This window comes from Streptomyces sp. NPDC048644 (assembly GCF_043199105.1).
Lineage (GTDB): Bacteria > Actinomycetota > Actinomycetes > Streptomycetales > Streptomycetaceae > Streptomyces.
The window spans coordinates 566,357-580,520 of the sequence record NZ_JBICVO010000001.1 but is presented as its reverse complement, the minus strand read 5'-3'; the positions used below and the strand labels follow the sequence as shown (position 1 = coordinate 580,520).

Sequence of the window (14,164 nt, the reverse complement as noted above, 5' to 3'; positions counted from 1 at the left end):
GTGCGGGCGGGTCAGCTCGTGCGCGAGCGGGTGCCGAACGCGGGGGTCCGTGCGGCGGAGCCGCTGGTGTGACCGCCCCCGGAAAGGTGCAGCATCCGGTCCAGGACCCGGTCCGATGTGGGACGCGTCATGTCGTCGACCAGGCGGCCGTCGGCGAGGAAGACCACGCGGTCGGCGTAGCCGGCGGCGACGGGGTCGTGGGTGACCATGACCACGGTCTGTCCCAGCTCGCGCACGGAGTCCCGCAGGAAGCCGAGGATCTCGGCCCCGGCCCGGGAGTCGAGGTTGCCGGTGGGCTCGTCGCCGAAGATGATCGCGGGTCGGGAGGCCAGGGCGCGGGCCACCGCGACGCGCTGCTGCTGCCCGCCCGACAGCTGTCCGGGACGGTGGTCCAGGCGCGGGGAGAGGCCGACCTTGGAGACCACGCGCTCCAGCCACTGCTGGTCGGGGCGGCGTCCCGCGACGGTCAGCGGCAGCGTGATGTTCTCCAGCGCGGTCAGCGTCGGCAGCAGGTTGAACGCCTGGAAGATGAAGCCGATCTTGTCGCGGCGCAGCTGGGTGAGCTGCCGGTCGTTGAGCGTGCTCAGTTCGGTGGTGCCGATGCGGACGGAGCCTGAGTCGAACGCGTCGAGCCCGGCGGCGCAGTGCATCAGGGTGGACTTGCCGCAGCCGGACGGGCCCATGATCGCGGTGAACTCGCCCTCCCGGAAGGAGATGCTGACACCGTCCAGGGCGACGACGCGGGTGTCTCCGCTGCCGTAGACCTTCGACAGGTCGGTGACGGCAGCCGCCACCCCTGGGGTCGGGTGCGGCGTGAGGGTGTCAAGGGGCTCGGCGGTCACGGGGACTCCTCTTCGGGTGCGGAAGGGTGCACACCCAAGGTGTCCGGCGGACGTATCAGGACCGCAGCCGCCGTGTATCGGCGCCCGCTTGGCTGCGTAGCAGTTCTGCCCGTAGCGGTTTTGTCCGGAGCGGTTCCGCAGCGGCCGGGCGGTCAGGCCGGCAGGCGCAGGGTGGCGACGGCCCCGCCGTCCGGGGCGTTGTCCAGGCGCAGTTCGGCGCCGAGCAGCCGGGCCTGGCCCAGGGCGATGGTCAGGCCAAGACCGTGGCCCGAGCCGCGCTCAGCCGCGCCCGTGTGGAAGCGGCGCGGGCCGCCCCGCAGCAGGTCAGGGGGGAAGCCGGGGCCGTGGTCGCGCACGACGACGGTATGGCCGTCGACGGTGACCTGTACCGGGGCGCCCCCGTGCCGGTGGGCGTTGATGACGAGATTGCTGACGATCCGTTCGAGGCGGCGCGGGTCGGTCTCGACGGTCTGCCCGGCCGCTTCGTGCCGGGTGCCGGCGGCGGTGACCTCGGTGTCGAGGCCGGTACGCGTCACGGCCTCACGGACGACCGCGCCGAGCGGGACATGGGCGCGGACCGGCTGTTCGGCACCGGCGTCGAGCCGGGAGATCTCCAGCAGGTCCTCGACCAGTCCGCGCAGGTCACGCACCCGGGCCCGGAGCAGATCCTCCGTCTCACCGGGCGGCAGCAGGTCGACGGCGGCCAGCAGACCGCCGACGGGGGTGCGCAGCTCGTGGGCCACGTCCGCGGTGAACTGCCGCTCGGTGTGCAGCCGTTGGCTGAGACTGTCGGCCATGAGGTCGACGGTGGTGGCGATGTCGGCCACCTCGTCGCGGCCCTTGGTGCGCCCGGTCCTGGCGTCGAGATCCCCGGCGGAGATCCGGCCCGCGGTCTCGGAGACCCGCCGCAGCCGGCGGCCGAGCAGCCCGGCCCCGTAGATCGCCAGGGGCGTGGCAGCCGCGAGGGCGATGAGCGAGGCCACCGCCATGGTCAGGTCGAGCCGGTACAGCTCGTGGAACTCCGCGTAGATGGTCACCCGGACGGCCAGCACCGGGCTGCCGGGACCGCCGACCCGCTGGGCACCCCAGACGGTCGGGTCCATGCTCCCGGGGACGTTCCCGCCGTAGGACACGTGCCGGTCGCCGTCGGCCGGGTTCTGCAACGCGTAGGGCAGCTCGGCCGGATCGATCCTGGCGTTGTCCGTGAGGGTTCCGGTGCGCCGGTAGACGTCCATGGCCGAGGTCACACCGGCGAGGGCCTGTCTTTCGGCCCGGTGCCTGATGTCGTGCGCGGTCCACACGTGGACCAGCACCCCCACCGCCGCCGCGACCAGGCAGGCGGTGGCAGCGGCCAGCGCGGCGATCTTCCAGCGCAGGGGCACGCGGGCCGGCCGCGGCCGGCGGAACGGACGCACCCGCCTCAGCGCCTGAGCTTGTAGCCGAAGCCGCGGACCGTCTCGATCCGGTCCCGGCCCAGCTTCCTGCGCAGCCGCTGCACGCACAGGTCCACGACCCGGCTGTCGCCGTCCCAGCCGTACTCCCACACGTCCCGCAGCAGGGTGTGCCGCTCCAGCACGGTGCCCGGGTGGGCGGCGAACTCCAGCAGCAGCTTCAGCTCGGTCGGGGTCAGCGCCACGGGGCTTCCGGAGACGAACACCTCAAGACCTGCCGTGTCGATGGTCAGGTCCCCGAAGACCAGCGGCTCCCCTTCGGGCGGCGGCGGCCCGTCGGCGCCGGCGGGCCGCCCGGACACCGGGGCGGGCGCGTAGGTCGCCCGCCGCAGCAGCGAACGGATCCGGGCCACGAGCACGTAGGTGTCCACGGGCTTGACCACGTAGTCGTCCGCCCCGGCCTCCAGACCGGCGACGACGTCGAGTCCGTCGCCGCGGGCGGACATCATCAAGACCGGCACCAAGCTGGTCTCCCGGACTCTGCGGCACAGGCCGATCCCGTCGAGACCGGGCAGCAGCACGTCCAGAATCAGCAGGTCGAAGCCTTCGTCGCGGAAGAGTTCAAGCCCCGTCAGACCGTCGGCCGCGGCCTTCACCCGGTAGCCGTAGCGCTCAAGGGCGACGGTGAAGGACCGGCGCATCAGCTCGTCGTCCTCCACCAGCAGCACACGCACAGGCTGCGGAGGGGCCGGATCCGGGGCGGACGGGGACACGGGCAGATGACTCCTGTTCGGACGGTCGTCGGGCACAGGTCCCGTGTGCACGCACGCGCAGACGGCGACCCGCAAGAAACGATAGGGCAGACGCCGGGCCTGGCAACTATGCCGCAAAGCGGACACACGTCACCCCATCGCTGCCTCTTCCCTCCGTGAATGCCCAGGTCAGGCCGGGTGGCACGGCTCGGGCGGCTTCCGGGGCCACGGCACGCAGGCCCCCTGTGGCGCCCCTCCCCGCGGCCCGGCGCGCGGATTCGATGGACGGCCAAGCGCTCCCTGATACCCGCCCGATACACAACCCGCCCGGGGTGGCGCACCGCGCCGGGTTCACGCCGCCTCGGGAACCGCCAGCAGCGGCAGCCACACCGCGTCCACGATCTCGGCGATCGACTCGTCCGACACCGGGCGCGTCGTCAGCAGCATGTCGTGGCGCAGCAGGTCGAAGGGCAGGTTGACCACGCGGGGTGAGCGCGGTGCGTCGGGCAGTTCGCCGCGCTCGACGGCGCGGGCGACGATCGTCTCGAAGGGGGTTGCCGGGCCCGGCGGGATGAGGGCTTCGCGCAGCTCGCCGAAGCTGGTGCCGGTGTCGCGGAAGTAGCCCACCAACTGCACGCTCATCATCGTGATCATGTGCGTGCGGGCGGCGACCGCCTCGTAGGTGAAGCCGGGGTATCCGTACTCGGTCAGCACGTCTCACGCGGCGTCGAGAATCGCGTTCGCCAGCTCGGGACCGCGTCGACGGGTCGCACCACTGCGGTGGAGATTCATTTTTCCGGCCCGACGGTGACGTCGCCTGGGCGGGCGCGGACCCCGACGGGCTGAAGGCGGCTCTCGTCCGCTGGTTCGGCCCGCGCTGAGCCGCAGGTCACCGGCCGGGCCGACGCCGTCGGCAGGCCGCTGGGGGAGGGACCGCCGGGGCGCGCCCGGCCGTCGGGCGCACCCCCCGGAACGCGTCCTCGCTGAACGCCCCGGAACGCGCAGGAGCCCGGTGCCGTACCCGCACCGGGCTCCTGCCGTACTTCCTCACCGCCTTGCGCGGTGTCCGCCTCAGGCGGCCGATGCGGCCGTCCGGCGTGCGAGGCGGACGACCTCGACGGCCTCCGCCTCGGTCTCCACGGCCGGGGGCGAGCCGGGCAGCGGCTTGCGGGCGCTTTCCGACATCAGCCAGACGGCGACGCCGCCGATGACGGCCGCGGCCATCATGTAGTAGGCGGGCATCATGCGGTTGCCGGTCGCGCCGATCAGCGCGGTGACCACCAGCGGGGTCGTGCCGCCGAAGACCGAAACGGAGATGTTGAAGCCGATCGACAGCGAGCCGTAGCGCACCTTGGTCGGGAAGAGCGCGGGCAGCGTGGACGGCATCGTCGAGGTGAAGCAGACCAGCAGCAGGCCCAGCGCGGCCATGCCCAGCGCGATGGCCACCAGCGAACCCTGCCGGATCAGCAGCAGCGCGGGCACCGAGAGGACCAGGAAGCCGAGGCAGCCGGCGGCGATCACCGGGCGGCGGCCGAAGCGGTCGCTGAGACGGCCGGCGAACGGCTGGATGCACATCATCACGACCATCACCGCGAGCACGACCAGCAGCCCGTGGGTCTCGTCGTACTTCAGCTCCGATGTCAGGTAGCTCGGCATGTACGACAGCAGCATGTAGTCGGTGACGTTGAAGACCAGGACCAGGCCGACGCAGAGCAGCATCGAGCGCCACTGGCCGAAGATCATCTCGCGGATGCCGATCCGCTTCTCGGCGTCCCGGCGCTCCTTCTCCTTCGTCCGCGCTTCCTTCTCCAGCTGCGCGAACGCCGGGGTCTCCTCAAGACGCATCCGCAGGTACAGGCCGATGATGCCCATCGGGCCCGCGATCAGGAACGGGATCCGCCAGCCCCAGGACAGCAGGTCGTCGGAGGAGAGCAGCGCCGTCATCAGCGTGACCAGGCCCGCGCCGCCGACGTAGCCGGCGAGGGTGCCGAACTCCAGCCAGCTGCCGAGGAAGCCGCGCTTCTTGTCCGGCGCGTACTCGGCGATGAAGGTGGACGCGCCGCCGTACTCACCGCCGGTCGAGAAGCCCTGGACGAGGCGGGCGACCAGCAGCAGGATGGGCGCGCCCACGCCGATGGAGGCGTACGAGGGGATCAGGCCGATGCAGAAGGTGCCGGCCGCCATCATGATCATGGTGATGGCGAGGACCTTCTGGCGGCCGATCCGGTCGCCCAGCGGCCCGAAGACCATGCCGCCGATGGGGCGCACGAGGAACGCCGCGGCGAACGCGCCGAACGTCGACAGCAACTGCGCGGTCGAGTCACCGGAAGGGAAGAACACCTTGCCGAGGGTGACCGCGATGTAGCTGTAGACGCCGAAGTCGAACCACTCCATCGCATTGCCGAGGGCGGCAGCCGACACCGCACGCTTGACCATCGCGGGTTCGACGACGGTCACATCGGAGGACGACTCGCCGGCGGACCGGCCCTGGGACCGCTTCTCCAGATCGGGTGCGGCGTCCTTGCGGTTGCCGCCGGGGACGGGGTTCCCGGGTGCGACGGGGGACTGCGTCGGCACGTGTTCGCTCGCCTGCGCTCTCTGGGACGACTACATGGACAAACCCGTCATGGCGTGACGGGCGAAAGTCGACCATAGGGGCAGACCCGGTCATCACGGACGGTGCACGGTTGACCGCGCAGTCGCCCGTATACCCGCTCCTGGCAGGGCAAACGTCTTTTTGCAAAGGATTGTGCGGGACCTTTGTCTGTGATCCTTATCGCGGTGAACGACTGCAACTGCGCGCCACTGTGACGTGCACAGCACGGGTAAACCCGAGAGGCGCGTGAGGTGCGTCACGGAGTGCGTTGCCCTGTTGCCGTGTCGCGTGGCGCGCCGCATTGCGTACGGAAACGGCGCGGCGGGGACGGCGCCCCGGCGTCCGCTCGCCATAGCCGCTCGCCACAGCCGTACGTCGCGGCCGTACGTCGCCGCAGCGCGCCAACTCCGGCCGTTCCGTGGCTGATTCGGCATCATTCAGGGCCCGTTCGCTCCGTTACGATCACTCGATGAAGACGCGACGGCTCGGCAGCGGCCCCGCGGAGGTCTCCGCGATCGGGCTCGGATGTATGGGGATGTCGGTCGCCTACGGGCCGGCCGACGCGGATGAGGCGCTCCGTACCCTCGACCGGGCGGCGGCGCTCGGCGTCACCCTCCTCGACACCGCCGACGCGTACGGGCGCGGCGCCAACGAGGAACTGCTGGGCGGCTGGCTCGGCGACCGCGGGCGGCGTGCGGACGTCTTCCTGGCGACGAAGTTCGGGCTGCGCCACGACCCTGCCACCGGGCGGGTCGACCGGGTCGACACCTCGCCCGGGTACGTACCGGCCGCCTGCGACGCGTCGCTGCGCCGCCTCGGCGTGGAGCGGATCGACCTCTACTACGCCCACCGGCGCGACCCCGGCACACCGGTCGAGGACACCGTCGGGGCGATGGCGGAGCTGGTCACGGCGGGGAAGGTGGCGCATCTCGGGCTGTCCGAGGTGAGCGCTGCCACCTTGCGGGCCGCGCACGCCGTCCATCCCATCAGCGCGGTGCAGGTGGAGTACTCCCTGTTCACGCGGGACGTGGCGGAAGGGGAACTGCTCGCCACCTGCCGGGAGTTGGGGATCTCCGTGGTGGCGTACTCGCCGCTCGGGCGCGGCATGCTCGCCGGGGCGCTGGCCTCCCGCGACGAGCTGACCGAAGGCGACAACCGCCTTCGCTGGCCGCGGTTCTCGGACGAGAACCTCACCCGCAACCTCGCGCTGGTGAACGAGGTGCGGCGGATCGCCCGCGAGATCGGCGTGCCCCCCGCGCAGGCGGCGCTCGGCTGGCTGCTGGCGCAGGGCGACGACATCGTGCCGATCCCTGGCACGAAGCGGGTGCGGTACGTCGAGGAGAACGCCGGGGCCCTCGCGGTGGAGCTGACGGCCGAGCAGGCCGCACGGCTGCGGGCCGCCGTGCCGGACACGGCCGTCGCGGGCGCCCGCTACCCGGAGCAGGCGCTGCGCCGCCTCGGCCACTGACACGGCGGCCCGGCCCTCCTACGGCATCCACGCCTCGTACGACATCACATCGCCCGCCTTGATCTTGTAGTCGGGGACGTCCTTGGTGAACGTGATCTCGCTGCCGAGCAGGGTGCCGGTCAGCGGGTCGAGGATGATCATCTGGCGGGAGCCCGCCATCGAACCGTCGTGACCTGTGTAGACGTACGCCTGGCCGCGGCGGCCGAGCCGGTCGGTGACGATCCCGGCGGGGCGCAGGCCGTCGGCCGAGGCCAGCAGCTCGACGACGGCGGCGGTCTCGCGCGGCCCCGGCGTCCACTCCTGCCGGTACGAGGACAGCGCCTGGAGCAGCTCCGGGGTGTCGCCGGTGCCGCTTCCGTAGAGCATGCGGAGGAGTTCGCGCAGGTCGTCGGGGTCGGTCGGCGGCTCGGTGCGGGAGGCGAGGCCGCCGTGCTGCGCCTCGGAACCGGCCGGGTACACCTTGCGGTGCAGCACCTTGCCGTCGTTGACGGTGCGCCAGCGCCCGTTGCCGTCGGCGTGGATCACGGGGCGGCCCGGGTGCCGCGGATCGGTCGCCACCACCATCTCGGAGCCGCCGCCGTCCGCGTTCCACCGAGTGATCCGCTCCTCGGGGACGGTGACCGGCGGCGCCGCGTCCGGGCCCGACTCCATGCTCATGTACCAGCTCTGGAGGTGGCTGCCGCGGCGCGGCCCGTCCTCGGGTCCTGCCGCCTTCGCACGGGCCGCGGCCCGGTGCGCCAGGACGTCGAGGGAGACGGACGGCGCGTCGGTCCGCAGGTGGAGCGCGGTGGGCACGGCGGCGGCCGTCTGCGCCCCGGGGCCCGAGAAGGTGTACGCGAGCACCGCGACGATCGCGAGCACGGCGGCCTCGGCGCGCACCACCAGGCGGCGCCGCACCTTCCTGCGGCGGGTGGTGAACAGCAGCTGGTTCAGGGCGCGTTCGGCCCGGTGGTCCAGCGGCCTCTCGCGCCACGGGCCCTCGTGGGACGACACCGGATCGACGGCGCGCAGCAGGTCCAGTTCGTCGTCACGCATCGCTGTTGCCTCCTGCTCGCACGGACACCGTCGCCCGCATCCGGTCGATCTGCGTACGGAGCCGGCCGCGGGCCCGGTGCAGCCGCATCGCCGCCGCGCTCTGGCTGCACCCGAGGGTGACCGCCAGCTCCTCGATGGTCAGTTCCTCCCAGGCCGTCAGCCGCAGGACTTCCTGGTCGGCGGGGGAGAGGCGGGCCAGTGCCTCGTGCACCCAGGAGCCGGGCCTTTCGGTGTCCGGGCTCTCCACGGTTCCCCGGCGGTGCGCGATCTCGTGATTGCCCAGGCGGTTCAGCAGCCGCCGGTAGCGGCCGAGCCCGCGCACCGTGTTGGCCAGGCAGTTCCTGGCCACCCCGTACAACCAGGGCAGGGGTGAGTCGGGAAGGTCGGCGCGGCGTCTCCAGGCTATGGAGAAGACCTCCGCGACCACTTCCTCGACCTCGTCTGCCTGCCCGTCCAGCCGACGCGCCACGAAGCGGCTGACCGCCCAGTAGTGCGTGCGATAGGCATCGGCGAAGGCTTCGTCCGTGCTCATGATCCGTTGGTGTCCGGCATGCCCCCGATCTTCACACCCTCTTCCGGTGATCCTTCACACGGCCCCGGGACGGCCGCAGGAGTGATGTCCGAGGGGGCTGCGGACACCTAGCAGGCATGAAACAACCCGTGAAGTGGCTGACGACCACCGACCACAAGACCATCGGCACGATGTACCTCGTCACCTCGTTCGCGTTCTTCAGCATCGGCGGCCTGATGGCGCTGGTGATGCGCGCCGAACTGGCCAGGCCGGGCCACCAGATCCTGTCGAACGAGCAGTTCAACCAGGCGTTCACGATGCACGGCACGATCATGCTGCTGATGTTCGCGACGCCGCTGTTCTCCGGATTCGCCAACTGGATCATGCCGTTGCAGATCGGCGCGCCCGATGTGGCGTTCCCGCGGCTGAACATGTTCGCGTACTGGCTCTACCTCTTCGGCTCGCTGATCGCGGTCGGCGGATTCCTCACGCCACAAGGCGCGGCGGACTTCGGCTGGTTCGCGTATTCGCCGCTCACCGACGCGGTGCATTCACCGGGTATCGGCGGCGACCTGTGGATCATGGGCCTCGCCTTTTCCGGATTCGGCACGATCCTCGGTGCCGTCAACTTCATCACCACGATCATCTGCATGCGCGCACCCGGCATGACGATGTTCCGCATGCCGATCTTCTGCTGGAATGTGCTGCTGACCGCCGTGCTGGTCCTGCTGGCCTTCCCGGTGCTCGCCGCAGCGCTGTTCGCCCTGGAGGCGGACCGTAAATTCGGGGCGCACGTCTTCGACGCGTCGAACGGCGGGGCACTGCTCTGGCAGCACCTTTTCTGGTTCTTCGGCCACCCCGAGGTGTACATCATCGCGCTGCCGTTCTTCGGCATCATTTCCGAGGTCATTCCGGTCTTCTCCCGGAAGCCGATGTTCGGTTACATCGGTCTGATCGCGGCGACGATTTCGATCGCCGGTCTCTCGGTCACCGTCTGGGCGCACCACATGTACGCGACCGGCGGCGTACTCCTGCCGTTCTTCTCCTTCATGACCTTCCTCATCGCGGTGCCCACCGGCGTGAAGTTCTTCAACTGGATCGGCACGATGTGGAAGGGCTCACTGTCCTTCGAAACGCCGATGCTGTGGGCGATCGGCTTCCTGATCACCTTCACCTTCGGCGGTCTGACCGGCGTCATCCTCGCCTCGCCGCCGATCGACTTCCACGTCACGGACACCTACTTCGTCGTCGCCCACTTCCACTACGTCATCTTCGGCACCGTCGTCTTCGCGATGTTCTCCGGATTCCACTTCTGGTGGCCGAAGTTCACCGGAAAAATGCTGGACGAACGGCTCGGGAAGATCACGTTCTGGACGCTGTTCATCGGATTCCACGGCACCTTCCTCGTCCAGCACTGGCTGGGCGCCGAAGGCATGCTCCGCCGTATCCCCGACTATCTGGCGGCCGACGGATTCACCGCGCTCAACACCGTGTCCACCATTTTCTCCTTCCTCCTCGGGCTGTCCATGCTGCCGTTCCTCTACAACGTCTGGAAGACCGCGAAGTACGGCAAGAAGATCGAGGTCGACGACCCCTGGGGCTACGGCCGTTCGCTGGAGTGGGCGACCTCCTGCCCGCCCCCGCGGCACAACTTCATTTCCCTTCCCCGCATCCGTTCCGAATCCCCGGCATTCGACCTGCACCACCCGGAAATCGCGGCGGAAGGCGACGCGCTGGGGCAGGGCGACCGTGCTGCCCTGGACCGCGACGGTGAGCGGAGCGCCCGGGTATGAGCGGCGGGAGCGGGGTGAGCGACCTGAGCAATCCGAGCGGCATGGGCGAGGTGAGCGGCACAATGCGTACCGACGAAGCCATCAACGAAATCGAGGGCTATCTGCTCTGGGAGGCGGAGAAGAGCCGGGCGCGCACGCGGGCCGAAGCCTTCTGCGCCGGGCTGCCCTGGCTCACCGACAGTCAGCGCGCCGAGGTCGAACGCCTCTACTGCCAGGACCAGGCGGAGCTGTCGAAGGCGTACCTGCAACGCATCGCCACCCGCAGCGCCTCCCTGCGGGCCGAGTACTCGGGTGTCTACCAGGTGCTGCGCAGGCGCCTGTGCACCGCGTTCGCCGCGGGCAGCGTCGCGGTGGCGGCGGCTGCGGCGGCGGTGGCCGTTGTCCTCACCGCGCGCTGAGGACAACGGCCGGAAGGATCAGCCGGTGACGGTGATCGACGACGCCGGATCGGTGGTGTCGGTGACCTTGTAGGTGGCGTTGAACGTCGAACTGGTCGCCGTCGTCGGGCAGCCGAACCCGCCCTCCACCTTCACCGGCACCTTCGCGTCGGTGAACTTCAGGGTCGACGGCGCGCCGTTGGACCAGGTGCCGTTGACGGTCGCAGCCGCCGTGGGCGCGGCCGTCACCGTGCAGTTGGCCAGGCCGCTGGTCTTGAGGACGAAGCCGCCCGACGGCATCGCGAGACCGGCGGTCACCTGCGTGCCGTTCTGCATGGCCACACCCCAGGTGCCGGTGGTGCTGACGGTGGCGCTGACCCCCGGCATGCTCGTGGTGCAGGAGCCGTAGGTGGGCGCGGAGATGGCGCTGCTCACCGGCCCGGCCGCGTTGTGGTTGCCGGGGGCTGCCGGGACCTGGCCGGTGGATCCGGATGCGGTACAGGTCACGGTCACCGACCCCGCGGAGAAGGTGGCGCTGCCGCTGAGCGCGGCGCTGAAGCCGTGCCCGGCCGGCGTCACGGTCGTGGCCGCAGCGGCGGCCGTTGACGCCCCGGCGGGCCCGGCCACCGCGAGGGGGAGCCCGATGGCCGCCGCGATGCCGGTCGCGGCGGTGAGCACGGTACGTGTGGTGCGGGCGGATCTCATGGCAGGTCTCACGTCGGAGTTCATGTCAGGTCTCCTTCTGCGGGTGCCCGGTGGTCCGGGCGCGAGGGGGAAGGTGCGCGGGCACGACGGCCCCGTACGCGTACGAGCGCGTGGCGGTACGCGTACGGGCCCGTCGTGAACCGCGGAAATCGGTGGGACGGGCTTGCGCGTCTAGGCGGTGTCGCCGGCCGGGATGCCAGGTGCGCTGTTCCCGGTGGCGGGCAGCGGCTGCCAGGCGAAGATCAGCGCGCCGCCGATGATGCCGAGCACGGTGCCGATCAGGAAGCCGCCGAGGTTCGACAGCACCAGCGCGGCGGCCGAGAACAGCACCGTCAGGACGCCGGCGATGCCCCGGTAGTGCGGCGTGAACCAGGCCGACAGGCCCATCAGGATCATCACCAGGCCCATCAGCACCGAGGGGATGCCCGCGATGCCCTGCTGGAGCATGATCTTCAGCGGCGCGAGCGGGATGGCGCAGATCTCGGCGCCGGCCAGCACCGCCGCCAGACCACCCCAGAACGGGCGGCCGGTGCGCCAGCGCCGCCAACGGAGCCGGATGCCGGCCGCCATGTCAGAAGCATTCCTTCTTGCCCTTGGAGACCTTCATGCTCAGCCCGGACAGCCGGAACGTGCCCGCGTTGGTCGCCCAGGCGGTCTGCCGCAGGTGATCGATGGCGACGTCGTCGGCCTGCTGGGCGAACAGGTCCTGGAGGCCCTGGGCGCCGTCAGGCCCCTTGGTGAGGGTGGAGGCGTCCCGGCCGATCTCGATGCGGTGGAAGGACGCGTTGCCGGACAACTGGGTGGCGTCCACGAAGAGGTCGTCGGCCTTGACCGGCGTCTTCCCGGTGCCCGCGCTGAGGTTGAGCGAGATGTCGCCGATGACCGGCAGGTGCGTGACGACCGACTGGCACAGGCTGTGCAGCTCGGCCGACTTGATGGCGGTGACGGCGACGGGCAGCAGGTCGCCCCTGGCGTTGGCGTCCACACTGCCGTACTGCGCGAAGCCGTCGCCCGTGAGGCGGTCGGCCGAGACCTTGAACTGCTGTCCCGAGACGGCGAACGAGGCCGCGAGTGCTCCGTTGGACAGGGCGATGCCGAGTGCTGCCGTGCAGGCGAGCGCCGGGACGGACAGCGCGGCGAACCGCCGCCAGCTGATGCGTCCCGTGACCTGTCTGCCGTGTGCGTCCTTCATACGAGTCCCCTTCGAAGAGCGGTGGCGCGCGCTGTCGATCACGTGGGGGGCGAACAAGGGGGCTGCATAGGGGTGTTACGCACGGCGGCCTGTGGGGCGGCGCGGTGGTATGCAGCGATGAGCGGTGCCGAACGCGCTGTGCCGGGCGGACCGCCGACGCGGCTGCGCCGGGCGGGCGGTACGGGCGGTGCGCTGTACTGCCGGGTGTTACCGGCGAGTTGAATGTAATTCCGCCCGTCATCGCTGGCAAGGTCCGGCGCCCGGCGGTTTTCGGACGACTTGGCCCCGCGGCGCTATCCCCGCCACCGCACCCCGTGCCGCCGCCGCAGCGGTGTGTACGGCCGCGGCGGCTCGCTCGCGGGCCGCGGCCCGCCGTACGGCGACCGCTCGGACGGGCGGGGCGCGTCGATGCTCATGGGCGTCCCTTCCGCAGTCCCGGTAAGGGACTCGGCCCGGCCCGGCCACGGTTCCCTACCGGGCGAGCCGTGCCACCCAACTGCCCCCTCACGGAAGGCCATTCCGATCCACACCGCGGCCTTCCCTTCCCCGCAGGGCACGACTCTTGAGAATCCGCCGACAGCCCTCCGCCGGATTCCGGCTTGCGCTTTCCGCTGCGTCAACTTCTACGGTCTTCTGTGGGGCCGGAGAGACCGGCCCGGCGATGGGAGGCAGGGCAATGGCCTGGTCGATTGCGGACGTGGCCCGGATGTCAGGGGTGACGTCCCGGACTCTGCGCCACTACGACGAGATCGGCTTGCTGCCGCCCGCGGGGATCGGTGGCAACGGGCACCGCTACTACGAGGAGGCGGATCTGCTGCGTTTGCAGCAGATCCTGCTGATGCGGGAGCTGGACGTGGGGCTGCGCGAGATCCGGGCGGTCCTGGAGAGCCGGACCGATCAGGTGTCCGTGCTCCGCGAGCACCACCAACGGCTGCTCACGGAACGGGACCGGCTGGAGACGCTCGCCCGCACGGTCGGCCGCACCATCGCCGAACTGGAGGAAGGCAGGGACAACAACGACATGGTGAAGATCAACAGGCCGGAGAACCTGTTCGATGGCTTCGATCCCGCCCACCTCTCGGCCGCGGGGGAGGCCGCCGAAGCCGAGGTGCGGGAGCGGTGGCCGCGGGCCTGGGCACAGGCCCAGCAGTCCCGGCAGACCAGGGGGGCGATGAGCGCCGAGGACGTGGAGCGGTGGCAGCGGGAGGTGACGGCACAGATGATCCGCATGGCGGAGTTCATGGCGGCCGGCACACCGGTTGCCGATCCCGCGGTGCAGGCCGCGGTGGACGCCCAGTACCGGTTCGTGTGCCGGACCTGGAGCCCGGACGCGGCTGCTTACAAGGGGATGGGCCGGCACTTCGTCGATGATCCGCAGATGCGCGCGAACTACGACGCGATCGCCGACGGGCTGGCCGTCTACCAGCGCGATGCGATGGTCTTCTACGCCGATGCCCGGCTGAGCTGACCGCCGGATCCGCCTGCCGGGGGCTGCAGACCCC

15 protein-coding genes are annotated in these 14,164 nt (G+C 70.8%); 5 read left to right on the top strand and 10 right to left on the bottom strand.

What is annotated here, in order from left to right; translation table 11 throughout:
* Positions 1-11 precede the first annotated feature (11 nt).
* The 4 genes from ACGFNI_RS02590 to ACGFNI_RS02575 all read right to left on the bottom strand — a co-directional run bounded on the left by ACGFNI_RS02590 (position 12) and on the right by ACGFNI_RS02575 (position 3,699).
* Positions 12-842, bottom strand: a complete 831-nt coding sequence (locus ACGFNI_RS02590) for an ABC transporter ATP-binding protein (protein WP_393679874.1) — start codon at positions 840-842, stop codon at positions 12-14.
* Positions 843-994: 152 nt separating this feature from the next.
* The gene (locus tag ACGFNI_RS02585; RefSeq protein ID WP_393679872.1) at positions 995-2,224 is read right to left on the bottom strand and encodes a sensor histidine kinase; all 1,230 of its coding nucleotides are present in this window, start codon (positions 2,222-2,224) and stop codon (positions 995-997) included.
* 38 nt (positions 2,225-2,262) lie between these two features.
* Complete coding sequence (gene cseB / locus ACGFNI_RS02580) at positions 2,263-2,961, bottom strand: two-component system response regulator CseB (RefSeq protein ID WP_393679871.1); 699 nt, start codon at positions 2,959-2,961, stop codon at positions 2,263-2,265.
* A 375-nt stretch (positions 2,962-3,336) separates the two neighbouring features.
* Positions 3,337-3,699, bottom strand: a complete 363-nt coding sequence (locus tag ACGFNI_RS02575; RefSeq protein WP_393679869.1) for a TetR-like C-terminal domain-containing protein — start codon at positions 3,697-3,699, stop codon at positions 3,337-3,339.
* Here ACGFNI_RS02575 and ACGFNI_RS02570 point away from each other — a divergent pair.
* Entirely contained in the window at positions 3,681-3,866 is a 186-nt protein-coding gene (locus tag ACGFNI_RS02570; RefSeq protein ID WP_393680339.1) for a hypothetical protein, read from the top strand. The genes ACGFNI_RS02575 and ACGFNI_RS02570 overlap by 19 nt on opposite strands.
* A 190-nt stretch (positions 3,867-4,056) precedes the next feature.
* Here ACGFNI_RS02570 and proP read toward each other — a convergent pair whose 3' ends face one another.
* On the bottom strand, positions 4,057-5,490 hold the full coding sequence (proP, locus tag ACGFNI_RS02565; protein ID WP_393680337.1) for a glycine betaine/L-proline transporter ProP: 1,434 nt from the start codon (positions 5,488-5,490) through the stop codon (positions 4,057-4,059).
* Positions 5,491-6,050: 560 nt separating this feature from the next.
* Between proP and ACGFNI_RS02560 the strand changes: the two genes are divergently transcribed.
* Positions 6,051-7,049, top strand: a complete 999-nt coding sequence (locus ACGFNI_RS02560) for an aldo/keto reductase (RefSeq protein WP_393679867.1) — start codon at positions 6,051-6,053, stop codon at positions 7,047-7,049.
* Positions 7,050-7,067: 18 nt separating this feature from the next.
* On the opposite strand, the gene ACGFNI_RS02555 is transcribed toward ACGFNI_RS02560, so the two are convergent.
* Positions 7,068-8,084, bottom strand: a complete 1,017-nt coding sequence (locus tag ACGFNI_RS02555) for a CU044_5270 family protein (RefSeq protein ID WP_393679865.1) — start codon at positions 8,082-8,084, stop codon at positions 7,068-7,070.
* A complete protein-coding gene (locus ACGFNI_RS02550) occupies positions 8,077-8,616 on the bottom strand; it encodes an RNA polymerase sigma factor (protein WP_393679863.1) in 540 nt (179 codons plus the stop codon). The genes ACGFNI_RS02555 and ACGFNI_RS02550 overlap by 8 nt, the downstream gene beginning before the upstream one ends.
* A 116-nt stretch (positions 8,617-8,732) precedes the next feature.
* On the opposite strand from ACGFNI_RS02550, the gene ctaD reads away from it, so the two are divergent.
* A complete protein-coding gene (ctaD, locus tag ACGFNI_RS02545; RefSeq protein ID WP_393679862.1) occupies positions 8,733-10,388 on the top strand; it encodes a cytochrome c oxidase subunit I in 1,656 nt (551 codons plus the stop codon).
* Positions 10,385-10,786, top strand: a complete 402-nt coding sequence (locus tag ACGFNI_RS02540) for a hypothetical protein (RefSeq protein WP_393679860.1) — start codon at positions 10,385-10,387, stop codon at positions 10,784-10,786. Before ctaD ends, ACGFNI_RS02540 begins: the two co-directional genes overlap by 4 nt.
* Before the next feature lie 18 nt (positions 10,787-10,804).
* Here ACGFNI_RS02540 and ACGFNI_RS02535 read toward each other — a convergent pair whose 3' ends face one another.
* From ACGFNI_RS02535 to ACGFNI_RS02525, 3 genes are all read right to left on the bottom strand, one after another.
* A complete protein-coding gene (locus ACGFNI_RS02535) occupies positions 10,805-11,494 on the bottom strand; it encodes a hypothetical protein (protein WP_393679858.1) in 690 nt (229 codons plus the stop codon).
* Between the two features lie 147 nt (positions 11,495-11,641).
* The gene (locus tag ACGFNI_RS02530) at positions 11,642-12,040 is read right to left on the bottom strand and encodes a DUF6114 domain-containing protein (RefSeq protein ID WP_393679856.1); all 399 of its coding nucleotides are present in this window, start codon (positions 12,038-12,040) and stop codon (positions 11,642-11,644) included.
* 1 nt (position 12,041) lies between these two features.
* A complete protein-coding gene (locus ACGFNI_RS02525; RefSeq protein ID WP_393679855.1) occupies positions 12,042-12,662 on the bottom strand; it encodes a DUF6230 family protein in 621 nt (206 codons plus the stop codon).
* A 676-nt stretch (positions 12,663-13,338) separates the two neighbouring features.
* On the opposite strand from ACGFNI_RS02525, the gene ACGFNI_RS02520 reads away from it, so the two are divergent.
* Positions 13,339-14,130 (top strand): MerR family transcriptional regulator, encoded by a 792-nt coding sequence (locus tag ACGFNI_RS02520; protein ID WP_393679854.1) that lies wholly within the window; start codon positions 13,339-13,341, stop codon positions 14,128-14,130.
* Positions 14,131-14,164: the final 34 nt, after the last annotated feature.

Bases quoted from the DNA above. Each gene is read 5' to 3' on its own strand.
- ctaD (WP_393679862.1), top strand. From the start codon at position 8,733: ATGAAACAACCCGTGAAGTGGCTGACGACCACCGACCACAAGACCATC.
- ACGFNI_RS02540 (WP_393679860.1), top strand. From the start codon at position 10,385: ATGAGCGGCGGGAGCGGGGTGAGCGACCTGAGCAATCCGAGCGGCATG.
- ACGFNI_RS02520 (WP_393679854.1), top strand. From the start codon at position 13,339: ATGGCCTGGTCGATTGCGGACGTGGCCCGGATGTCAGGGGTGACGTCC.
- ACGFNI_RS02555 (WP_393679865.1), bottom strand. From the start codon at position 8,084: ATGCGTGACGACGAACTGGACCTGCTGCGCGCCGTCGATCCGGTGTCG.
- ACGFNI_RS02550 (WP_393679863.1), bottom strand. From the start codon at position 8,616: ATGAGCACGGACGAAGCCTTCGCCGATGCCTATCGCACGCACTACTGG.
- ACGFNI_RS02560 (WP_393679867.1), top strand. From the start codon at position 6,051: ATGAAGACGCGACGGCTCGGCAGCGGCCCCGCGGAGGTCTCCGCGATC.
- ACGFNI_RS02535 (WP_393679858.1), bottom strand. From the start codon at position 11,494: ATGAACTCCGACGTGAGACCTGCCATGAGATCCGCCCGCACCACACGT.
- ACGFNI_RS02525 (WP_393679855.1), bottom strand. From the start codon at position 12,662: ATGAAGGACGCACACGGCAGACAGGTCACGGGACGCATCAGCTGGCGG.
- ACGFNI_RS02530 (WP_393679856.1), bottom strand. From the start codon at position 12,040: ATGGCGGCCGGCATCCGGCTCCGTTGGCGGCGCTGGCGCACCGGCCGC.